At 36.7% G+C, this 22,474-nt stretch carries 20 protein-coding genes; 11 read left to right on the forward strand and 9 right to left on the reverse strand.

The window, feature by feature from the left end; all coding sequences use genetic code 11:
• Positions 1-2 precede the first annotated feature (2 nt).
• Positions 3-2,828 (forward strand): TonB-dependent receptor, encoded by a 2,826-nt coding sequence (locus ACZZZW_RS24670; protein ID WP_463497426.1) that lies wholly within the window; start codon positions 3-5, stop codon positions 2,826-2,828.
• Positions 2,829-2,845: 17 nt separating this feature from the next.
• Here ACZZZW_RS24670 and ACZZZW_RS24675 read toward each other — a convergent pair whose 3' ends face one another.
• Entirely contained in the window at positions 2,846-4,150 is a 1,305-nt protein-coding gene (locus ACZZZW_RS24675) for an amidohydrolase (RefSeq protein WP_055912854.1), read from the reverse strand.
• 145 nt (positions 4,151-4,295) lie between these two features.
• Positions 4,296-4,880 carry a hypothetical protein gene (locus tag ACZZZW_RS24680; RefSeq protein ID WP_463497429.1) on the reverse strand — a complete coding sequence of 195 codons (585 nt, stop codon included), beginning with the start codon at positions 4,878-4,880 and terminating at the stop codon, positions 4,296-4,298.
• Positions 4,881-4,960: 80 nt separating this feature from the next.
• Between ACZZZW_RS24680 and pgi the strand changes: the two genes are divergently transcribed.
• The 7 genes from pgi to ACZZZW_RS24715 all read left to right on the forward strand — a co-directional run bounded on the left by pgi (position 4,961) and on the right by ACZZZW_RS24715 (position 12,958).
• Positions 4,961-6,610 (forward strand): glucose-6-phosphate isomerase, encoded by a 1,650-nt coding sequence (gene pgi / locus ACZZZW_RS24685; RefSeq protein WP_055912856.1) that lies wholly within the window; start codon positions 4,961-4,963, stop codon positions 6,608-6,610.
• Positions 6,611-6,784: 174 nt separating this feature from the next.
• Positions 6,785-8,098, forward strand: coding sequence for a M16 family metallopeptidase (locus ACZZZW_RS24690; RefSeq protein WP_055912858.1), 1,314 nt, complete (start codon positions 6,785-6,787; stop codon positions 8,096-8,098).
• A gap of 32 nt (positions 8,099-8,130) precedes the next feature.
• Positions 8,131-10,209 carry a M16 family metallopeptidase gene (locus ACZZZW_RS24695; protein WP_463497433.1) on the forward strand — a complete coding sequence of 693 codons (2,079 nt, stop codon included), beginning with the start codon at positions 8,131-8,133 and terminating at the stop codon, positions 10,207-10,209.
• A gap of 345 nt (positions 10,210-10,554) precedes the next feature.
• Complete coding sequence (locus ACZZZW_RS24700; protein ID WP_055912863.1) at positions 10,555-10,923, forward strand: hypothetical protein; 369 nt, start codon at positions 10,555-10,557, stop codon at positions 10,921-10,923.
• Between the two features lie 50 nt (positions 10,924-10,973).
• Positions 10,974-11,516: a YceI family protein gene (locus ACZZZW_RS24705; protein WP_055912865.1), complete on the forward strand. Its 543-nt coding sequence runs from the start codon at positions 10,974-10,976 to the stop codon at positions 11,514-11,516.
• Between the two features lie 6 nt (positions 11,517-11,522).
• The gene (locus tag ACZZZW_RS24710) at positions 11,523-12,470 is read left to right on the forward strand and encodes a DUF5777 family beta-barrel protein (RefSeq protein ID WP_055912869.1); all 948 of its coding nucleotides are present in this window, start codon (positions 11,523-11,525) and stop codon (positions 12,468-12,470) included.
• Positions 12,471-12,505: 35 nt separating this feature from the next.
• Complete coding sequence (locus ACZZZW_RS24715; protein WP_055912872.1) at positions 12,506-12,958, forward strand: QcrA and Rieske domain-containing protein; 453 nt, start codon at positions 12,506-12,508, stop codon at positions 12,956-12,958.
• Between the two features lie 59 nt (positions 12,959-13,017).
• On the opposite strand, the gene ACZZZW_RS24720 is transcribed toward ACZZZW_RS24715, so the two are convergent.
• The 3 genes from ACZZZW_RS24720 to ACZZZW_RS24730 are packed head-to-tail and all read right to left on the reverse strand — an operon-like array spanning position 13,018 to position 16,251.
• On the reverse strand, positions 13,018-14,160 hold the full coding sequence (locus ACZZZW_RS24720; protein WP_055912874.1) for an ABC transporter permease: 1,143 nt from the start codon (positions 14,158-14,160) through the stop codon (positions 13,018-13,020).
• The gene (locus ACZZZW_RS24725) at positions 14,160-15,296 is read right to left on the reverse strand and encodes a glycosyltransferase family 2 protein (RefSeq protein WP_082458869.1); all 1,137 of its coding nucleotides are present in this window, start codon (positions 15,294-15,296) and stop codon (positions 14,160-14,162) included. Before ACZZZW_RS24725 ends, ACZZZW_RS24720 begins: the two co-directional genes overlap by 1 nt.
• Complete coding sequence (locus tag ACZZZW_RS24730; protein ID WP_463497440.1) at positions 15,274-16,251, reverse strand: lysylphosphatidylglycerol synthase domain-containing protein; 978 nt, start codon at positions 16,249-16,251, stop codon at positions 15,274-15,276. Before ACZZZW_RS24730 ends, ACZZZW_RS24725 begins: the two co-directional genes overlap by 23 nt.
• A 41-nt stretch (positions 16,252-16,292) precedes the next feature.
• Between ACZZZW_RS24730 and ruvC the strand changes: the two genes are divergently transcribed.
• A complete protein-coding gene (ruvC, locus tag ACZZZW_RS24735) occupies positions 16,293-16,880 on the forward strand; it encodes a crossover junction endodeoxyribonuclease RuvC (protein ID WP_055913336.1) in 588 nt (195 codons plus the stop codon).
• A 191-nt stretch (positions 16,881-17,071) separates the two neighbouring features.
• On the opposite strand, the gene ACZZZW_RS24740 is transcribed toward ruvC, so the two are convergent.
• The 3 genes from ACZZZW_RS24740 to ACZZZW_RS24750 all read right to left on the reverse strand — a co-directional run bounded on the left by ACZZZW_RS24740 (position 17,072) and on the right by ACZZZW_RS24750 (position 19,539).
• On the reverse strand, positions 17,072-17,965 hold the full coding sequence (locus tag ACZZZW_RS24740; RefSeq protein ID WP_055912880.1) for a DUF4349 domain-containing protein: 894 nt from the start codon (positions 17,963-17,965) through the stop codon (positions 17,072-17,074).
• Positions 17,966-18,498: 533 nt separating this feature from the next.
• The gene (locus ACZZZW_RS24745; RefSeq protein ID WP_055912883.1) at positions 18,499-18,717 is read right to left on the reverse strand and encodes a hypothetical protein; all 219 of its coding nucleotides are present in this window, start codon (positions 18,715-18,717) and stop codon (positions 18,499-18,501) included.
• Between the two features lie 57 nt (positions 18,718-18,774).
• Complete coding sequence (locus ACZZZW_RS24750; RefSeq protein WP_463497445.1) at positions 18,775-19,539, reverse strand: 5'-nucleotidase, lipoprotein e(P4) family; 765 nt, start codon at positions 19,537-19,539, stop codon at positions 18,775-18,777.
• Positions 19,540-19,764: 225 nt separating this feature from the next.
• Here ACZZZW_RS24750 and ACZZZW_RS24755 point away from each other — a divergent pair, with 225 nt between their 5' ends.
• A complete protein-coding gene (locus ACZZZW_RS24755) occupies positions 19,765-20,475 on the forward strand; it encodes a hypothetical protein (protein ID WP_463497447.1) in 711 nt (236 codons plus the stop codon).
• Between the two features lie 193 nt (positions 20,476-20,668).
• Positions 20,669-21,313 carry a PKD domain-containing protein gene (locus ACZZZW_RS24760; RefSeq protein WP_055912892.1) on the forward strand — a complete coding sequence of 215 codons (645 nt, stop codon included), beginning with the start codon at positions 20,669-20,671 and terminating at the stop codon, positions 21,311-21,313.
• Positions 21,314-21,570: 257 nt separating this feature from the next.
• Here ACZZZW_RS24760 and atpG read toward each other — a convergent pair whose 3' ends face one another.
• Entirely contained in the window at positions 21,571-22,467 is an 897-nt protein-coding gene (gene atpG, locus ACZZZW_RS24765) for an ATP synthase F1 subunit gamma (protein WP_463497450.1), read from the reverse strand.
• Between the last annotated feature and the right edge of the window lie 7 nt (positions 22,468-22,474).

Consider the following 22,474-nt stretch of genomic DNA (forward strand, 5'->3'; position numbering starts at 1 on the left):
AAATGTACCATCTTAAACGCCTCCTCATTGTATCTTTATGTTTATTCAGCTTTTACAGTACAAAAGCCCAACAGGCAAATCCAACCCAGATTGGAGCTGTAAAAGGAGTAATTAGAGATACCACACACAACTACAATTTAAAATCGGCAACAGTATCGTTGTTTAAAGGCGATAGCACCTTAATCAGCTATCAGTTAAGCAATAATTATGGTGAATTTAGCTTCAAAAATTTACCGCTTAATGCTAAAATGTATGTAGAAATCAGTCATGTAGGTTACCAATTATTACGGAAAAATTTCACCATTGTTGATGAGAAAAATGCCCTTGATTTAAAAACATTGATTATCTCCATAAAAGACAACAATTTACAGGATGTGGAAATTAGGGTAGCACCTATTACCATGAATGGCGATACCCTCGAATTTAATGCTGCTGCTTTTAAATTGGATACAAATGCTGTTGTGGAAGATCTTTTGCGTAAAATACCCAATGTAACCTTGTGGGGCGATGGACAGATTACCGTGAATGGCCGCGAGGTAAAAAGTTTGCTCGTAAACGGAAAACAGTTTTTTGGTGGCGATTTTAAAATTGCTACACAGAACATAGCTAAAAATGCTTTAGACAAAGTTCAGTTATATCGTGAAAGAAATGAGAAAAACCCACTCGATAGCACGCTGACGGTAAATTTAAAACTTAAGAAGGGCAAGGATATTGGTTTTTTTGGCAAAATTGGTGCTGGTTATGGTACCACCAAAAAATACGAGGTTGATGCGAGTGTAAACATGTTTTCGCCCAAGATGCAGCTTGGGATTATCGGCGCGAGCAACAACATTAACAAAACAGCCAACAACGTTAGAACTTTAACCGCCAATAGTACATTTAAAGGTTTAAATACGAATGTAGAATATCAGCCTGATTTTAGGCAATCGGGTATTAACCAACCCAATATAGGTGGCGTAACTTTTACCTACAACTTTGTAGAAAAACCTGAGTATAATAAAAAAAGCACCATAAACGCCAATTATTTTATACAAAACAGAAACAACGAAAGTTTATCTGATGCGCAAACCACCACCTCAATCAATGCTACTGAAAAAATATTCGATACAAACACCTCTACAGGCAATTCTGCATCAACAAATCAAAACTTTGATTCGAATTTCGAATATGCGAACGAAAACCACAGGTTTAACATTAGGCCGTCAATGTCTGTAAATAATGGTACGTCAAACAATGATACACAAAGAAGTGCTTACAATGGTCAGAATGTGCTTACCAGTACAAATAATAGTAAGGCACAAAATGACTTTAACAACAAAGGGTTTAATCTTGCCATAAGTTATGGTTTATCTCCCAATTATATTACCAGAAAAGAGCATCGTTTTAATGGCCTAAATGCGAATTATCAATTGTCGGTAAATGATAATGATAACCAAAGGTCTAATTTAACCTCTTTTAGATCGTTTGTAGACCCCGCGTCCAATACGGATTTCGATAGAAGGTATGACACTCAGCGAAAATCCATCAATCAAAACCTGTCATTGGAAATTCCCAATTTAAAATCGCTTTTATTCGGTTATAAAAATCTTGCTGACTTCGATTTATCACTATCCAACAATTTAGCGCTTAAGCACAATACCGACCACAACCAGGTGGAAGATTTAAAAGGAGGGATTTATGCAACCAATAGTTATTTAAGTAATCATACCAAAACAAATTTGGTTGATGAAACGCCAGGCATCACTTTAAGCAAATCTTTCAGAAAAAGTTTATCGAACCGGTATGATAAAAATCTACAGATTCAGGTTTCGGCAAAACACCGCTTTATTATTCAGGATAATCAATCTGATAAGGCACAGCAAAACATAAACCGCGCGTACAACAGCTTTGTGCCTGAAATCAATATCACTTCAAGCAATTACCAATATGGCGAATTTTACAGGTCGATTACCTTGACTTATCAAACCAATATTATTATACCCTCTTTACAGCAACTGGCTCCTTTAATTGATAGTACTAATGTGTATAACTTACAAATAGGCAATATTAAGCTTAGGGAATCAAAAGACAGATCTATTAACTTAAATGTGAATCATTCTGATCAAAAAAGCAAAAACACCTTAAATTATAACTTTAATGTATCTGCAGGTATTATAAATGATGGAATAGTAGATAGTATTTTTATTGATAACCAAAACAAGCGAACCATTTATTTAACCAATGCCAATGGCAATAAATACTTTAACTCCAGTGGTTATTTAAGGAAAACATTTAAATTAAAAACCTCAGAACTGCAACTAAGCATAAACGGTGGATTGAATATTGCAAAGAGTGCCAGTTACCTCAATGATGTATTTAGTTTTTCGAATACTTTAAATACCAATGCAAAACTAAGTTTAAACTATACTTATAAAGATAAATTTGCCACAGAGGTAGGCCAGGGATTTGATACTTATAGATCGGAACAGGAAGCTTTTAATACAAAATACAGTGGAATAAATTTAACCAGTTCATTAAGCTCAATTTATAACATTACCAAAAAATTTACCTTAAGCAGCAACATCAGCTTTAATTCCAGCAAATCGAACAGTGCTGCAAATATTAATTTCGCCATATGGAATGCAAGCGCAACATACCGCTTTTTAAAGGGAAACAACGCAGAGTTTAAATTCTCGGCCATGGATCTGCTCCATCAAAACACTAATATTATTAACTATGGTGGCGTTAACAGTTTTACAGTAGGCACACAAAATGTGTTACAGCAATACTTTATGACAACGTTTTCCTATTACCCAAGACAATTTGGCAAAAAAACTGTGAAGAAATAAGATGATTAAACATCATCTTATTTCTTCATTGTCATATAATCTAAAGTGAGGTTAGAAAGCAATTTAACACCCAACACAAAGCCGCTTTCATCAAGGTAAAAATCAGGAGTATGGTGAGATGGCGCTTTTAATGGATCTTTACCTTTTGGCATTCCACCAAGAAACACAAACAAGCCAGGGACTTTTTCCTGAAAGAAAGAAAAATCTTCAGCGCCGGTAACTGGTGGTTTTAATTTTACATGATCTTTGCCTGCTGTTGCTTGCATACTAGGCAGCATTTTTTCGGTAAGGGCAATATGATTAAAAGTAACCGGATAATGGTTGCTGTAAGGAATTTTTACTTCGGCGGTAGCACCACCAGCTTCGGCAGTTTTGGTTACTATGGTTTTAATCCTCTCGATAAACATAGCCTCATCTTCTTTGCTAAAGTTACGAACCGTACCCAGCATTTCTACTTTTTCGGGAATGATGTTCGATCGTACACCGCCATTGATAGCCCCAATAGTAACTACACCGGGATTCTCGGTCACGTTTAAATTTCTGCTCACAATGGTTTGCAGGTTATTAATAATCTGAGCCGAAACCACAACCGGATCGATACTGCTCCATGGGTAAGCGCCATGTGCCTGTCGGCCGGTAACCGTAATCTTCATGTCGTTAACAGCGGCCATTGTGCCACCCGGGCGGTAAGTAACTTCGCCAACCTCGGTTTGAGAATTGATATGCAAACCAAATATCACATCTACTTTAGGGTTTTCTAACACCCCCTCCTTAATCATTAAAGCTGCTCCACCTTCATCTCCTGCTGGCACACCCTCTTCGGCAGGCTGGAAAATAAATTTCACCGTACCTTGTATATCTTTTTGCATGGAAGCCAGCACTTCTGCCACCCCCATTAAAATGGCCACGTGGCTATCATGTCCACAGGCGTGCATAACTCCAACCTCCTGTCCGTTATATTGCGTTTTTACTTTCGAAGCAAACGGCACATCCACCCTTTCAGTTACCGGCAAGCCATCCATATCGGCACGTAAAGCCACCACCGGGCCAGGTTTTCCTCCCTTTAAAATACCCACCACACCAGTTTTTGCCACTCCAGTTGAAACTTTAATCCCTAAAGATTCGAGATGTTTTGCAATTATGCCCGCAGTTCTTACCTCTGTATTGCCCAATTCAGGGTGTTCATGAAAATCGCGGCGCCAGGTAATTACTTTTTGTTCAATGGCATCAGCTTTTTTCGAGACCAATGGCCTCAAATCTGATTTTTGTGCAAAAGAATTTAATGTTAATAAGGAAATGCTGAGCAGGTATATTTTCTTCATAAATAGTTGTTTAGTTTAGGTGCTCTAATCTAAACAATTTTAAGGAGAGATGGAATTGTTTGATACAATGCAATAGTGATTTTCTGATTTGTCAAGTTTAACAACCATTATGCCATTAAAGTTCAAAATCTCCTTAAAGGCAGCATTAAAACATCCCTTTCAACTTATTTATAATGCCACCTTCACCAGTTTCATTTGGCTGCTGTGCTTGCTTGCCCCCATTAAACATACCAATTACATCACTCACATCAAATTTGCCATCATTACCCCCTAAACTACCCAATACATCTTTAATATTGAAAGAACTATCGTTCGGATCATTCGTTTTTTGTGTAAACTTGGCAATCAACCCCGGGATAATACTTGCAGCCAAAGATTTTGCCGTATCGACATTAATACCCAATCCACTAAGTTTATCCATAAAACTACCCGAAGCCTGTGCGGCAACCTGAGTACCCTCTGCTTTATTTCCATTAAAAATATCGGTTAGAGCACCAATATTACCTGAGGATACCTGGTTTTTAAGCGTATCGAAAATAGAACCCGAAGCTGCTTGAATTACTGCTTCATTATGCTCATTCGGAATAGCAGCATTGTTTACAACACTTTCCTGTACGTTTTCGCGCACCATTTCATTTAAATTTTCTATCATGGTAATTAAGTTAATGGTTAAAACAATAATGGTTATTAACAGCACCTTTCTATTAAAGTTAAGGCGTTTATTCGACATTAAAAATTCTTAATGATTTTGAACATTAAAAAGACCGTTTTAAATTTTTGCTTTATTACTTTTACAAAAAAACAAAGATTATGTTACCTAAAGTAAATTTTACAGAAACTGAGGCTTACAAGTATTTAGCCGATCATTTTATAGATATTAATCAAAAAAGCATTAAAGATCTATTTGCTGAAGATGCAGATCGCTTTAATAAGTTTTCAGTTTTTTTTGAGGATATTTTATTGGATTACAGTAAAAACCACATTAGCGACGAAACATTGGCTTTGCTGATTCAGTTGGCACGGGAGTGTAAATTGGATGAAGCCATAAAATCGATGTACAATGGCGATAAAATTAACGAAACAGAAGATCGTTCGGTACTCCACATCGCTTTACGTAACCTAAGCAATACGCCAATTTTGGTTGATGGCAAGGATGTAATGCCTGAAGTTAACGCAGTATTGGCTAAAATGGAAAAATTTAGCAACAGCATTATCAGTGGTGATTGGAAGGGCTACACAGGCAAAGCCATTACTGATGTGGTAAATATTGGTATCGGTGGCTCAGATTTAGGTCCGGTTATGGTTACCGAAGCCCTTAAACATTATAAAAATCACTTAAATATTCATTTCGTTTCCAATATTGATGGCACACACATCGCCGAAACATTGGCCGGTTTAAATGCTGAAACTACCCTCTTTTTGGTGGCTTCTAAAACATTTACCACACAAGAAACCATGACAAACGCACACTCTGCACGTTCATGGTTTTTAGATAAAGGTGGGAAAGAAGGCGATATTGCCAAACACTTTGCTGCGCTATCTACAAATGCCAAAGATGTTTCTGCTTTTGGGATCGATACCGAAAATATGTTTGAGTTTTGGGATTGGGTTGGTGGCCGTTATTCGTTATGGAGTGCTATTGGTTTATCTATCTCATTAAGTATCGGTTTTGACAATTTTAAACAATTATTGGCTGGTGCACACGCAACCGATAACCACTTTAAAACAGCTGAATTTGAAAGCAACCTCCCTGTAATTTTAGGTTTATTAGGTGTTTGGTACATTAATTTCTATAATGCAGAAACGCAGGTAATTTTACCTTACGATCAATACATGCACCGGTTTGCAGCATATTTTCAGCAAGGCGATATGGAAAGTAATGGTAAACATGTGGATAGAAACGGCAATGAAGTTGATTACGAAACAGGCCCTATCATCTGGGGAGAACCTGGTACAAATGGCCAGCATGCTTTTTACCAGTTAATTCACCAGGGAACAAGAATTATTCCTGCAGATTTTATTGCACCGGCGCAAAGTTTAAATCCTCTTGGCGATCATCATCCAATTTTACTTTCCAATTTTTTTGCACAAACAGAAGCTTTAATGAATGGAAAAACTGAAGAAGAAGTAACGGGAGAGTTGAAAAAAGAAGGCAAATCGGATGCTGAAATTGCAAAAATTGCTCCTTTTAAAGTATTTGAAGGAAACCGCCCGACAAATTCAATTTTACTTAAAAAAGTAACTCCATATACGTTGGGTAGCTTAGTTGCCATGTATGAGCATAAAATCTTTGTACAAGGCGTAATCTGGAATATTTTCAGCTTCGACCAGTGGGGAGTTGAGCTAGGCAAGCAATTGGCCAAAAAGATTCTTCCTGAATTAGCAGGTAGCGAACAAATTTCGAGTCACGATAGCTCCACAAATGGTTTAATTAACCAATATAAGGCCTGGAGATCATAAATCTTAAAAAAAAGCGAGTTAATACTCGCTTTTTTTGTTTTATTCCATAATTTAGGCCTTCCTTATTGTTATTTCACTTCATGTGAAAAAATCAAATTAACTATTTCAAGAAATAATCGCTCGCCTCAGCCTTTGATCATTTCGTATCATTAAAACAAAACCTATTAAAACCTTATGAAAAAAAGAATTCTTTTTGCATTGGCTTTTTCCGGTCTGTATTTAAGTGCTTCTGCCCAAAAAGTACAGTTCACGGAATTTGACCTGGACAATGGCCTCCACGTCATTCTACACCAAGACAAAACTGCTCCCGTTGTTGCCATTTCGGTAATGTACCACGTTGGCTCAAAAGATGAAGAAACCCAACGCACAGGATTTGCCCACTTTTTTGAACATTTATTATTTGAAGGCTCTAAAAATATTAAAAAAGGAGATTTCATGAAACTGGTAAGCAGTAATGGCGGACAAAACAACGCCAATACCTCGCAAGACCGCACTTTTTATTATGAGCTTTTCCCTTCAAACCAATTGGCACTCGGCTTATGGTTAGAAAGTGAAAGGATGTTACATCCGGTAATTAATGAGGGTGGAGTAAAAACCCAAAACGAAGTTGTTAAAGAAGAAAAACGTTTACGTATTGATAATGCACCTTACGGAAAATTTACTGAGAAAATTTTTGGCCATTTGTTTGATGGGCATCCATACCGCTGGCAGCCAATTGGTTCAATGGAGCATTTGGATGCGGCTAAACTTGATGAATTTATAGCATTCTTTAAAAAATATTATGTACCGAACAATGCTGTTTTAACCATTGCAGGCGATTTAGATATAGAGAAGACCAAAGGTTTGGTAAAATCTTATTTTGATGAAGTACCTAAGGGTGCCCCTATTGTGCGTAAAGACTTCAAATTACCAGAAATTACCAAAGAAATTATCGATACTGCTTACGACGCCAATATTCAAATTCCTGCAATTTTTGCAGCTTACCGCGTACCTGGAATGAAAACCAGAGAAAGTAAAGTGTTAGGAATGATAAGCTCAATTTTATCAGAAGGAGGAAGTTCGAGATTAAGCACTAAAATGGTTGATCAAAAGAAAACGGCTCTACAGGTTGCTGCTTTTAATTATTCGCTGGAAGATTATGGAGCTTACATTACCCTTGCCTTACCAAATAAAAACACCCCCCTTAACGATTTGTTAAAAGATATTGATGAGGAAGTTTTGCGTCTTCAAACTGACTTAATCAGCGAAAGCGATTACAAAAAGTTGCAAAATAAGTTCGAAAACAATTATGTAAGTGCAAATAGCAAAATGCTCGGTATCGCAGAAAACCTGGCTGATGGTTACACATTTCACGATAAGGATACAAATGATATTAACAAGGAATTAGAGGTAATCAGATCCATCACCCGTGAGGAGATTAGAGATGTTGCTAAAAAATACCTCAACAAAAACCAGAGAGTTGTATTGTATTACTTACCTAAGAAATAAGCAGAGCGCTTTTCATTTTAACTATTAACAACATGAAAAAATTATTCATTATAGCTGCAGTTTCCTTATTGGCTCAAGGTATTTCAGCACAAACTATAGATCGAAGCCAAAAACCAAAACCAGGTCCAGCACCAGTTATAACCGTAGCCGATCCTGTTATATATAAATTATCAAACGGCATTACAGTTTTGGTTGTCGAAAATCATAAACTGCCAAAAATTTCTGCAAGTTACAGTATTGATGCAGGTCCGATTACCGAAGGATCAAAAGCAGGTGTGATTCGTCTGATGGGCAGTATGCTAAACGAAGGTACCACTACAAAAACAAAAGCCCAATTCGATGAGGCAGTAGATCAGCTGGGTGCTAATGTTGGTGCGGGGGCTTATGGCGGTTCAGCTTCAGCTTTAACGCGTTATTTTCCCCAGGCTTTTGCACTTTTGGCAGAGAGCATCCGTAAACCAGCATTTCCCGCAGAATCTTTCGAGAAATTAAAATCTCAGGCAATAACTGGTTTAAAAGCGAGCGAAAAAAGTGCCAAAGCAATATCCGAAAGGGTGGTTAATGCATTGGCATATGGAAAAAACCATCCCAATGGAGAATTCGAAACCGAATCTTCGCTAAATGGCATTACTTTGGATGATGTAAAAACTGCCTACAAGAAATACATTACGCCATCAAGAGGTTACTTAACTTTTGTGGGTGATATTAAACCTGAAGCTGCAAAAGCCCTTGCCGAAAAAGCATTTGGCGATTGGAGAGGAACCGCTTTAACCTTACCGGTACTTGCAAAGGTGGCTAACCCAGCGAAAACTGAAGTTGATATCATTAATGTAAGTAATGCAGTACAATCAGAAATCACAGTAGTAAACTTAATCGACCTACCGATGAGCAACCCTGATTATTTCCCGGTGTTATTGGCAAACCAGATTTTAGGTGGAGGCTCTGAATCGAGATTATTCAACAACCTGCGCGAGAAACATGGCTTTACTTATGGCGCATACTCAAGCACTGGTTCCGGACGTTTTCAATCTAAATTTTTGGCAAATGCTGCGGTTAGAAACGAGAAAGTTGATAGTGCCGTGGTAGAATTTTTAAGAGAAATTAATACCATCCGCACCACAAAAGTTTCTGCCGATGAATTGCAGAATGCAAAAAATCTTTTCAACGGTTCGTTTGCATTAGGGTTAGAAAATCCGGCACGTACAGCAGGGTTCGCAAGTAATATCCTGATTAACTGTTTACCAAAAGATTTTTACCGTACTTATTTGCAAAAAGTAAATGCGGTAACTACTGATGATATTTTAAGGGTTACCAAAAAGTATTACAATCATGACAATACCAGGATTGTTATTGTGGGTAAAAGTGATGCATTTACCGCAGGCTTAACTAAAGCAGGCTTTAAAACTCAAATCTACGATAATTATGCAAGTCCTGTTAAAGCTACCGAAGCAACTACCGGACCAATAGCAGCACCTGCTGACGTGATTAAGAATTACATTAAAGCAATTGGCGGAGAAGAGGCCATTAAAAAACTTACTTCTTTACAGCAAACCGGTGAAATGGAAATGCAAGGCCAGAAGTTAGCCGTTACAATTAAAAACATGGCACCAAACTTAAGCAGCATGGAAATTTCGATGGCTGGCCAAACAGCAATGAAACAGGTTTATAACGGAAAAACGGGTTATTCTATGCAGATGGGTCAAAAAGCCGAATTAACCGGTGATGACCTTAACGAAAAGAAAGATGATAAAGGCTATGGCGCACAATTGTACTATGCGACAGATGGAACTAAAATAGAATCAGCAGGGAGCGCAAAAGTTGGAACCGCCGATGCATTTAAATTAACAGTAACTTCTCCATCAGGAAAAAAGAAAACCGAATATTACGATACCAAATCAGGTTTACTTTTAAAGGATGAAAGCGTTACAACTAAAGGTGGTGTAGAAATCAGTCAAACTACCGAATACAGCAATTATAAAAAAGTTGGCGATGTATTGTTTCCGTTTACTTTAACGCAATCAATATCAACTCCACAAGGTGCTCAGGAATTTGCAATTGCAATAAAAGAGATTAAGGTTAATCCACCTTTGAAAGCAGAAGATTTTAACTAGAGATTAAAACAATTTAGTGAGTAAGCCGTGCCGATATAAAATCGACACGGCTTTTTTTTGTCTTTTTTTTTATTTCAGGCAACCAATAGGTAAAAAGCTACGTAACGATTAAGATTTCAAAAGAAAATCGATTTATAACACTTACTCAAATTAAAAAAGTAAGAATTTTTAACTAAACAAAACACAAATTTTAAGCTATTGGCATATGACAGCAAAAAAACAGGTTATTGCGATTTTATTCGCATCATTTCTGATCATATTATATATATCGGTAAAATCAGCAAGCCATTCTGACGATTTGCTTAAAATTTCAATTGCACCACGCTAATTTTTAACAAATACCTTATGAAAAAACAAAGTTCCCTAGTTTTATTAGTCGCGTTTACCGCCTTACTTTTTGCCTGCTCAAAAAAACAAGCAGAGGAGATAAAACCCGAAACTACAGTTCCTAATGGCCCAACAGTGGTTACAACTGCAAACGTTACCTATACCAATTTCGTTGGTGCCTTGCTGGAAACCAAATGCGGCAGATGCCATGGTCCTAATGGGTCTCTTAAAAGCATCTGGTTATTTAACGGCTTAGCCTCAGTAAAAAGCGATGCCCGTGTAGCCAACAGTATATTGGTTACTAAAACCATGCCCAAAGGCAGCACATTAACGACCAATGAAAGAGACTTACTGCAGGCCTGGTTTGATAAAAACATGCCCGAATAGTAGATCATCAGCAGCAAACAAAATATTCGTTCACAGTAAATACTCTACAAATGCAAAAATTAATTATCACTTTATTAGCCTTGTTTTTATGCACGGGCTTAAAGGCACAAATATGGGTAAGTAAAAACGTTACTTCTTCATTCTTCTCTACAACACCTGTAGAAGATATTGATGCGCAAAGCAAAACAGGAGCTTCTGCAATTAACACCAAAACCAACGAAATTATTTTCAAGATTAATAATACCTCTTACCAGTTTAAGAAAAAGCTGATGCAGGAACATTTCAACGAAAATTATATCGAAAGCGATAAATATCCCACTTCAGATTTTAAGGGAAAAATTGTAGAACAGATCGACTTTTCGAAACCAGGTACCTACCCTATTACCGTAAAAGGAAACTTACAAATACATGGCGTAACTAAAGAATATACAGCAAAAGGATCATTGGTTATTGGTAATAATGAAGCGAAGGCAAGTTCTGCATTTAATGTAAAACTGGCAGATCATGATATTAAAATCCCAACGATTGTATTTAAACAGATTGCAGAAACCATCCAGGTAAAAATGACTGCTACTTATCAACCTAAAAAATAAAATTTCATGAAACATCATCTAAAATCTCTTTTATATCTATTTATTTTCGGCTTTCCATCATTTGTTTTCGCACAGGATTCCCTTGAAAACGCCTTGGAGATACCAAAAGAAAAGAGCAATGTAAAAGCCACTTTTAAAGCAACGAAGCTCATTAATATACAAACCAATGAAACCATTTATAAAAATGAAATGGATTTTAGGGTAGACCACAGGTTTGGAGACATTGCCGGGAATGGTGGCGGAATAAAAAACTTTTTTGGATTGGATCAATCAACCGATATACGAATCGGCTTTGAATATGGCATCAGTGATAAACTTTCTGTAGGTTTAGCAAGGGCAAAAGGAGCCGGAATAGTTACTCAACTATATGAAGGAAATTTAAAATACCGCCTCTTAGAACAAACTACCGACGATAAAATACCTGTGGCCGTAACTTTATTCGGGAGCAGTACAATTGCTGCGGTAAAAGCATCAACCGATCCTACGGCAGCAAACGCTTATCGTAACTTTCAAGATCGCCTGGTATATGTTTTACAAGGTGTAATTGCACGCAAGTTCAATTCAAACTTTTCGATGCTGATCATGCCATCCTACGTACATCGGAACTTTACTGTTTTTGGTGATGAAAATGACTTATTTGCCCTTTCAGTTGGTGGTCGTATTAAAATCACAAAACGCATGGCTTTTGTGGCAGATTATACGTTTCCATTCAGAAATAAAGGTAAAAAGGCTTACCTAGAAAACACATCAGGCAATCAATATTACAACACACTTGGTGCCGGATTGGAATTTGAAACAGGCGGGCATATTTTTCACCTAAACTTCACCAACGCTACCGCTATTCAAGAATCTCAATTTATTACCGATACCAATACTTCATGGTTAAAAGGGCAATACCGTTGGGGTTTCAGCATTGCCAGAAGGTTCTCTTTCGATAAAAAGAAAGCAAAGTAGATTAAACCAAACAAACTATAACTAACAAAACAATTATGGAACGCAATGAATTTATCAAATCTTTAGGCCTGGGCGTAGCAATGGTATGCACCGGGGCCTGCTTTTCGGCTTGTGGCAAAAAAAGTGATTCACCCGAACCTGATAAACCAAATGGTGGTGGCATTCCTTCAGGTACTTCAGCAAAGGTAGATCTGAGCACGCAATTATTAACCATTGGTGCATCAATGGTTGTAAACAGCATTCTTTTTATCAGAACCGCTGCCGGCAACACTGCCTCATCTTTTGTGGCTACACAGGCTGCGTGCCCACATCAGGGTGGTGCATTGAGTTTTATACAGGCCAGTAACTACATTCAATGTGGTTTGCATAGTTCGAGGTATACCACATCAGGTAGTATTTTGGCGCAACCGAGCGATGGTGGTACCACAAGTGCCCTTAAAATTTACCCAATTACAATTGCAGGTAATATATTAACAGCAACAGCTTAAGATTTTGTTTTTTAAGGTTTGAGCAGTATCCTAATTGGTACTGCTTTTTTTATGCATGCCTAAACCGTTACATTTTGTCCTTTTACATCAAAGGCATCACGCAGGCCAATAGCAAGCACATTGAAAGCGTAAACGGTAAGCATAATGGCTAAGCCGGGTAAAATAGCGAGGTAAGCAGCATCCATAATTATGTAGCCATAATGTTCTTTTATCATGCTCCCCCAACTGGGCATTGGTGGCTGAGCACCGAAACCTAAAAAGCTAAGTCCGGTTTCCAATAATATGGCAGAGGCGAAATTAGAAGAGGCTACCACCAAAATAGGGCCTGCAATGTTCGGCAGTATATGTTTAATAATGGTACGGCTTGTACTAAAGCCTAATGCTCTTGCTGCTTCTACAAATTCGACTTCTTTTAATGCCATAACCTGTCCGCGTACCAACCTGGCCACATCAACCCATGTAGATAAACCAACCGCAATAAATATCTGCCAAAACCCCTTACCTAAAGCAAATGAAATGGCTATTACCAGCAGTAATGAGGGTAACGACCAAACCACATTCATGAACCAGCTGATTGCTGCATCTATTCGCCCGCCAAAATAACCGGCTATTGCACCTAAACTCACCCCGATAAAAAGCGAAATGAGTACAGCCATCAAACCTACTGATAATGATACGCGGATACCCAGTATTAACCGGCTCAGTAAATCACGACCATAAATATCTGTACCTAAAATGTAAGTGTGTTTGTATATGTTACTTGCTTCAAAAAGCGTTTTTTGAGTGGCAATTTTTGAAGGTATGGCACAAGAAGGGCATAAATCTTTTAATTCGTACCTGGTTTCTTTTGCTTTTTCATCTTCTCCAATGTATTCTTGCACATAAACAGCTTGATTTTCTATTTTATATGCCGTAATCGGAATACTTTTAAAAGTTGGTGTTTGTCCGTTGAGCATTCTCTCAAAAAAACCAACCTTTTCTATTTTAGGGTTTCTGCCAATAATCAAGAAGGTAAACGAACTGCCTGGTTTCTTCTTATTGAGCTGCAGTGTTTGAACATTTGCATTTGGAGAATCATCAGGCATAATCAGGTAGCCTAAAATACCCATCACCAATAAAAGTAAGATGAAAATCAATCCACCTAAGGCAAATTTATTCCGCTTAAACTTTAACCATACTTTTTTTGATGGGCTATTATCCATTACCTAACCATTCTGCCTTTCCAATTGTATTTTCCACTGTTTCCTGCAATGCCAATGTACACCATATACAATACGTGCAGTATATTTAAAACGGGAATTAATATGAGTAAACTGCGCCTTTTAGCAAAGCCTGTTACATCCCATAAAAATAATGTTTCTAAAATCATTTTAACCAATAATTGATAAAATGTGATGGATAAAAAACCCGGAATGAATAACCCGGTAATAAAATTTGCCAGGATAGATAGGTTAAAGATCCAGATTAATACCCCCAACACTATAATTGCTTTATTCTTATATCGGGTACTTTTCGAAGCCCACCGTTTACGTTGCTGTATAAACGAGCCTAATGTTTCTTTTGCGTGAGTATATACAATGGCCTCCCGGTTTTTCAGGAAACCGATCTGATCTGGATATTTAGCGGCGATTTTATGCAACAGCAATTCATCATCTCCCGAAGCAAGATCATCAATCCCCTGGAAACCGCCAACTTCGTAAAAGGTAGTTTTTTCGTAAGCTAAATTTGCACCGTTACAGGTAGAGGGTTGCTTGTTACCAATGGTAGAAGCACCTAAACCAATAAGGTAGAGAAACTCCAAAGATTGTAAACGTTCAAAAAAACTTTTTTCCTGGAAATAAGCCACCGGAGAAGAAATCATTTTATATTTTTTTTCTTCGTACAAGTTTACAATCGTTGCAAGCCATTCTGCCCCCATTCTGCAATCTGCATCCGTGGTAATAATTAAGTCGCCAGTACAGGTTCCTATAGCGGTTTGTATCGCCTTCTTTTTATAAGAATTTAACGCTCTATCCTCATTTAGTTTAATCAGTTTTACGTGCTGATCAGCATAACTTAATACAATTTCAGCCGTACGATCAGTTGAATGGTCATCAATAATAATAATCTCTGTTAAGGCTTTAGGGTATTGCTGCGCGATAAGATCATCAATGGTTTTGTTAATATTAGCTTCTTCGTCTCTTGCTGCAACAATGATTGATACCCTGGTTTGTGGATCTGATTTTTTTGGCGTAAAATATATCAGGTTATGCCATCCTCTAATAAAATTGAGGACTAAAAAACCATAAATTAAGGTCAAAGCAGCGGATAAAAGACTAATTAGATTTAAGATTTCCAAAAAAATTGAGTTTAAAAACGAAATAAGTGCCTAAGATAGCAGGAATTATAATATTTATGAGCCAAATACTTGCAGTGCATGCAATAACGGCTACATGTTGATCGGTTACGTGTTTAAATAATTCCACAGCGGTAACACTGCGTATTCCAACGTCAAACAGATCTAAAGATGGCAATGCCGACTGTACCAAAAAGAGTAAACACGTCATCATAATAATATCTGCATAATGCAGGCCGGGCACCAACCACACAAATAAAATGAAATATTGCGAGCTGAACACCAAATAACGTACAAAACAGTATGTAATGATTTTAAACAGTTCCCTTTTTCGGTAACGCGCTAAAATGCTGTAAAATTTTTTATATTTTCTGGTGAACTTAAAAGAAAGTAAAATTCCATTTAACCAGCGTATATTAAAATAGAAGATCAGAAAAAACAGGCAGAAAAAAACGGCTAAAAATACAACAGCAATAAAAAGAACACGATCTATCGGAATGAACCTATAAACAAAAAAACAGGCTGCAATGGCACCAAAAACATTGGTTAATACCAATTGCCCAATACTGCCAACACTCATGGCCACTATACCAACTATTCTTCTTTTTGGCGATAGAAAGAATACTCTTCCTCCGTATTCACCTAGCCTGTTCGGCGTAAAAATGGCCAGGGTTAATCCACAAAAAACTGATTCTATCGCCCTGTAGAAACTAATAGGTTCGATATGGCTCATGAGGTATTTCCATTTCCCAGCTTCTAAAAACCAGTTTACGAACATTAATATAACTACAATACCTATTACAGTAATGATCTCAACATGAGGTATATCTTTTAACAGGCTGCTAAAATTGTGCAGGTTCTTGTTTGCAACAAGCTTATGGTAAATGAACCAAAAAGCAAATATTACAATCGCAGCTTTAATGAAAAGTGATAATATTTTTTTGTGCTTGCCTGTCAAGATTATCTTTTTAGTTTGCAAATATGCTTAATATTGCTGTAATGTTGAACGAAAAAAAGGAACGGGTAATTATGGGCATCGATCCGGGCACTGCGGTGATGGGTTATGGCGTAATTTTGGAGAAGGGAAATAAAACGGAACTGATCAGTTTAGGGGTTGTAAAAATGACCCATTTAGATGATCCTTTTCTTAAACTTCAGCGGATATTTGAAAAAACGGTGGTGTTAATTGATCAGTATAAACCTGATGTTTTAGCCATTGAGGCACCGTTTTATGGAAAAAACATCCAGGTATTGTTAAAATTAGGTCGCGCGCAAGGTATAGCTATAGCAGCAGCACTTTCAAGGAATATTTCGGTAACAGAATATTCTCCACGTAAAATTAAACAATCGATTACCGGCAGTGGAAATGCCACCAAAGAGCAAGTGGCAGCGATGTTGCAAAGACTGCTGAATTTTAAAGAAACCCCAGAGTTTTTAGATGCTACAGATGGTTTGGCCGTAGCCGTTTGCCATTCTTTTCAAAAAATTAGCACCGGAGGTAAATCTAAAACTTATTCGGGTTGGGAATCCTTTGTAAGCGATAATAAAACTAAGGTTAAAGTGTTAGCGGTTAAAGCGAAGAAGTAATCAAATAGAAAATAAGTCTTCGACTACGCTCTGACTGACAATGTTAGTATGGTCCGTGCGGACACGGACCATGGAATGTGTATTATCAATTATAAATCATTCGTCTCCCTGAATTTATTTCAGGGTATTGGATAGATATTAGTTTAAAGTGGTCCGTGCAGACACGGACCATGGAACTGTAATAATAACTTTTATATCCTTGCTTGATCGATCATACTTTTCGTAGCTTCATCCACGGCCAGTTTATTCCTTTTAATAAAATATTTTATTGTAAAGAAAACGGCAGTACCAACCAATACCAACATCCAGAGATTCGAAATAGCAATAATAATTTCTTTAAAAATCGTCCAGCCGTTTACAATGCCAAGCCAAAGCCGGTTAAAAAATGCAGGACGATAATCATATAAGTTATCATTGGCAACCACCATCGTTTTAACCGTATTATCCTGATAAAAATTTAGTGTTATGGTACTCAACTTAACCCGGCTATCGATCTGCAGATTTTCAATTTTCTTATCTACATAATCATCTTTAATATAAAGCGATGACTCTACATTGGCACTTTTCTTTAAGGCTACTTTATTGATCTTCTCTATTGCATCTACCCTATTCTGGGCCTTCAATTTATTTGCTAAATAAGCAATGCTCTGGTCATCCATCTTCATCGACTGATGATCTACAAAAACCGCCATTTTAGCAATGGTGTTGGTAAATTCGTCAAGTTTCTCTGATGGAACTTTTGCCACCAGATAACCTTGGGTACGATAGGAAGTAATTTCTTTTAACGAATCTGTTGATTGTTTAACCTTATCGGTTTCTTGAATTGAACTTTCGATAGAGAATTCAGCAACCGTTCCTCCTTGTGCTTTTATGGTTTTACTCAGCTGTTCTTTAGTGTTTTGAACGTCTTTTACCCTAAAACGCATATCTGCAGTTTTAATAATTTTTTCTGCGGCGGTACTATCAAGGGGAGCATTTTCTAATTCTTCAGTGCTAACAGCATCGGCACTGGCGTATTTTTTATTTTCATTTTGGCAGCCAAAAATTGTTAAAACTATGGCTATAGCAATAATATTCCTTTTCATGATTCAGTGGTTCTAAATAAGTAATCATTTTAAATATTTGCTTCAAATGGCCATTAGAAGTTCAGCATTTTGGTTAGCTTTTAACGCTGTGTTTCCCCTTAATACCATAATTGTATTTAGGTAACCCAATCTTAAGTTTGGAGCCCTGAAATTGGAGTTTTGAGAGAATTTTGCTTATTATCCAACCTTTTATTTAACATACGAAGTTTGCTTCGTGTCTTAAACTCTTTGGATCTTATGTTTCTGTGTGTATCGCTTAGATGCCTTGCCATCTTATTTACTTCACTAATTTCGATGTTCACTGCTATCAGGCTTAGATTACTTGGACATATCTTTCTATCCTAAACCAACAACTGCGATAGGCACTGATTCTTCATCAGGCTAAAGCAAGTGGCGAAGCTGCTGTAAATTAACTGCTTGTGGATTCGCCTTTTGAAATAAGCAATAACATTTTATCTAACTGGTGATTTATAAAACAAAAAAGCCGATCATGAGTAAACATGACCGGCCTTTATATTTTGAAAGCAGATTGCTTATGCGTCTAATATTTTGAATACACCTTTAATGGCAATAATTGCACCGATGAACAAAATAATCCAAGATGCCAATGATAATTGCCACGAATCGTAAGCGAAACGTGCATAAGTACCCACCATGCAAACCAGTACACCAAAAATCATCATTTTATAAATTCCTGGCTGGTTAGCCGTTTTCATACTTTCTGTATTGTGCTTTAATTCGTTGTTCTCCATAATGTTTATTTTTATGATGCTGCAAAAGTAATACTTATTGCTGAATAATTATAAAACTTAGTAACTTTTTAATCGTTCTAATCTTTGTTTTGCTTTATCCTTATCACTCAGCTTTTCACCCTGATACAAAGGCTTTTCCCAATCTCCGTACATTGGGTTTGGCAATACAATATATTTTGTTCCAAACAGTTGTTGGTTTGCATTTACCTGCTTGAAGGTATTTTTCTGTTCGCGGTAAAAAATATTACTAAAATCGCTTAAATTATCGCCACATAACAGAAGAATATCATGTGTTTCTGCTATTTTTTGTCGGCGTGGTTCTTTGTTTGATGTTCCTTTCGCAACAATCAAATGTTCATCATCAGCATAGGGAAATCCAAAATGTTGAAGGTTTTTTAATGTTGCTGTGTAATCTTTTTCATCACGGTTACTCACATAAAAAGTCTCAATATTTTTGGATGCCGCAAACTTCAAAAAAGACAATGCTCCGGGAACGGTATCGGCTTTGGCCAAACTGGTCCATTCTGTCCAGTCTGCGGGCACATAACTGAGTCCTTTTTTAATTTCGTGGCCCTGAAAAGCAGAATTATCCAACACAGTTTCATCAATATCAACAATTATACAGTTGTTTTTTTTGCTGGTATCAGCCCATAATGCCTCTTTTAATGATAGCCTGGCAAAATTATACGCCTGAAAGCACAAGGCTCGATACTCGCCCGAGGTTTGTTGCCATAACACGGCATTTGTATAATCTCTTGCCGGATTTTGGGCTTTCGTAAAAAAGGGGAAAGCAGATAAGATGATAAAGATGTATTTTTTCATGCATAAATATTATATGCAAAGATATTAAAAGACAATAAGAACCGACTTGATAAAAAACTTTATAAACGATCATGTTTACATTTTGAATTCTGCTGTAAGAATAAATACATTCGAGTAAAAAACAAAATACATCTCAATAATAATAACCGGAATAAATTTCTCAATTAAGTTTTTAGTTATTGTTTTTTCTTTACTTTTGACCACACACAAATAAAACCTTTGATTATGAAATTTAAACACCTGATAGGGATAGCTATTGCCCTATTTTTCTTTGCAGCATGCAAAAAAAACAATCCGGTTATTGAACCACCGGTTATCCAAAAAGAAGATCCTTTAGAATATGCGCACGACAGCGTATCGTACAGTATTGATGGAAAAACCTACAGCACAGCCAAATATTCAAGTATTTCGGGAGCAGGGAATTATCAGCCAAACTCGAAGGTTGATTCTATTGTTAAAAATGCCTATTATATTTCTGGGAATAAAGACTCTGTTTTATACTCAAAAAGGTTCGCAATTTATAACGATGACAGGATCGTTAATGTCACATTCATAAAAACATACAGCAAAAATGTAATGAGGCAGATACTTATATTGGTTCCGAACGACGTATACGATCTGTTTAAGGTTGGTAGCCGTAATTATGCTTTGGATTTTGGGCGAGACAACAAACAGGATGGAATAGCCATAAGCATTTCTGATAAAGACACTTACAAAACCTTTGGGTCAGATTCTTTTAGAAATCCTCCTACTTTAAGCCCAGATGCTCAGAAGGAGTCAAAATTTGAAGTAATCAGTTTCAGAAAGTTAAAATCCGGAACTTACGTTTTGGAAGCAAAGTTTAACGCAATGCTTTACAACGAAATGAATGCGAGCAAAAAGCTGGAAAATGGGTATTTGAGATTGGTTATACATAATTATGATTTAATCTTATAATAACTTAAATGCCTGCTGCAATTTATTATTAACACTTGCATTCCTTTTAAACTAAATATCAAGCAGCATTGTATCCGTTTTTCTATATAAAGGACTTGCTTTTCCCATTGTTAAGCCTGGGAAGTACAATTGCTATATACGCTTGTGGCTTAAAAATAACTAATATTAAATACACACAAATAATCCTTTTACTATGAAATCTAAACACTTGATAGGGATAGCTATTGCCCTACTTTTCTTTGTTGCCTGCAAGAAACAATCTAACTCAGAAATTATCAGAACAATTAGCACAACCGATTTTAACATCAATAAAAAATCATTGTATTTAACACAATCAATAGAACTTAATGCAAAAGATGCAACTGCAGGGAGCAATTATATTTGGGACTACGGTGATGGAACTATTGAAACCAAAGGCAATAAAACTGCACATCAATATAAGACTTCTGGTATTTTTGAAGTGACTTTGACCGTTTACAATAAGTCTAGTAAGATTAAAGTAAGGGTAATGCCCGGAGATATAAGTTACCAAATCAAAAACAACAGTACTTTCGACCTGGATTTAAACTCTTATGTAAATCTACCTGTTAATACAGTAAGATCAGTATTAAAGCCAAATGGGCTCTCTGATACTATTTATGTTAAATTACAGGTTACAGGTAATTTATTGCAGCTTACAAATATTAGTGGCATTGCGAAAGGAAAAGCTTTTCGTTTTGATGATATGTTTTGGCAAAAAGATTCTATGCATAACATCCTCTCCGTTGATAACAACACTAAAATTCAACTTGGTGCACATGGCGAACTGGGGATTAGTTCTACACTTGAAAATTTATAACATTACATATATAACGTTTAACTTCTTGAAAAGTTTATATTTAAGTATAAGCTTTTGTACAACTTAGAGGGAGGATATTTTCACCTCGTCACCTTAAATCGAGGGAACAAGTATTTTCGCATCCTTCCTACAATCCAAAGCATAATAGTTTTTAGATCAGACTTTACAAGTACTAAAAAAAAGCCCATTTCAATAAAGAAATGGGCTTTATATTTTTTTGGACTCAGGACTAAAAACGCCCAACTCCACACTAAATGTTATCCGTTCAATGCTGCTGCACCACTTACAATCTCAGTTAACTCAGTTGTAATTGCGGCCTGGCGTGCCTGGTTGTATGAAAGTTTTAAAGCTTTCAACAATTCTCCTGCATTTTCAGTTGCTTTATCCATTGATGTCATACGTGCGCCATGTTCAGAAGCGTGAGAATCTAAAACAGCTTTATACAATTGGATTTTGATTGATTTAGGAATCAATTGCTCAACAATTTCTTCTTGAGATGGCTCCAAAATATAATCAACGTTAGCTGCTTTTTTATCTGCTTTTAAATCAGCTGGTGCTTCTTCCGCTTTTGGCAAAGGCAATAACTGTTCAGTAGTAATAAATTGTACAGCGGCGTTTCTAAAACGGTTATAAACTACTTCAACTTTATCAAAGTCGCCTTTAATAAAACCAGCCATAATCGCGTCTGTAATTTTGGTTACGTTTTCGAAAGTTAAAGCTGAGTACACTTCATTATTGTTTCCAATAACGTTGTATTTGCGTTTTTCGTAAAAATCTTGAGTTTTCTTACCGATTGAAATAATGCTCACATTACCGTTTTTCAACTGTTCGCTATATTTCTCAGCAATTAAATTGTTGGCCGCTTTAATTACGTTCATGTTAAAGGCACCAGCCAAACCACGGTTTGATGATACAGTAACAATTAAAACCTTATTGGGCTCACGCTCTTGGATAAAAGGTGATGAAGACCCTTCTAAACTTGCAGATAGATTACCTAAAATCTCTTTCAGTTTAGTTGCATAAGGACGTAAAGCGATAATTGCATTGGTAGCACGTTTCAACTTAGCTGCCGAAACCATTTTCATAGCTTTCGTAATCTGCTGCGTTGATTGTACAGATGCAATCCGGTTTCTTACTTCTTTTAAATTAGCCATTCTTTAT

It is taken from the genome of Pedobacter sp. AC379 (genome assembly GCF_979258145.1).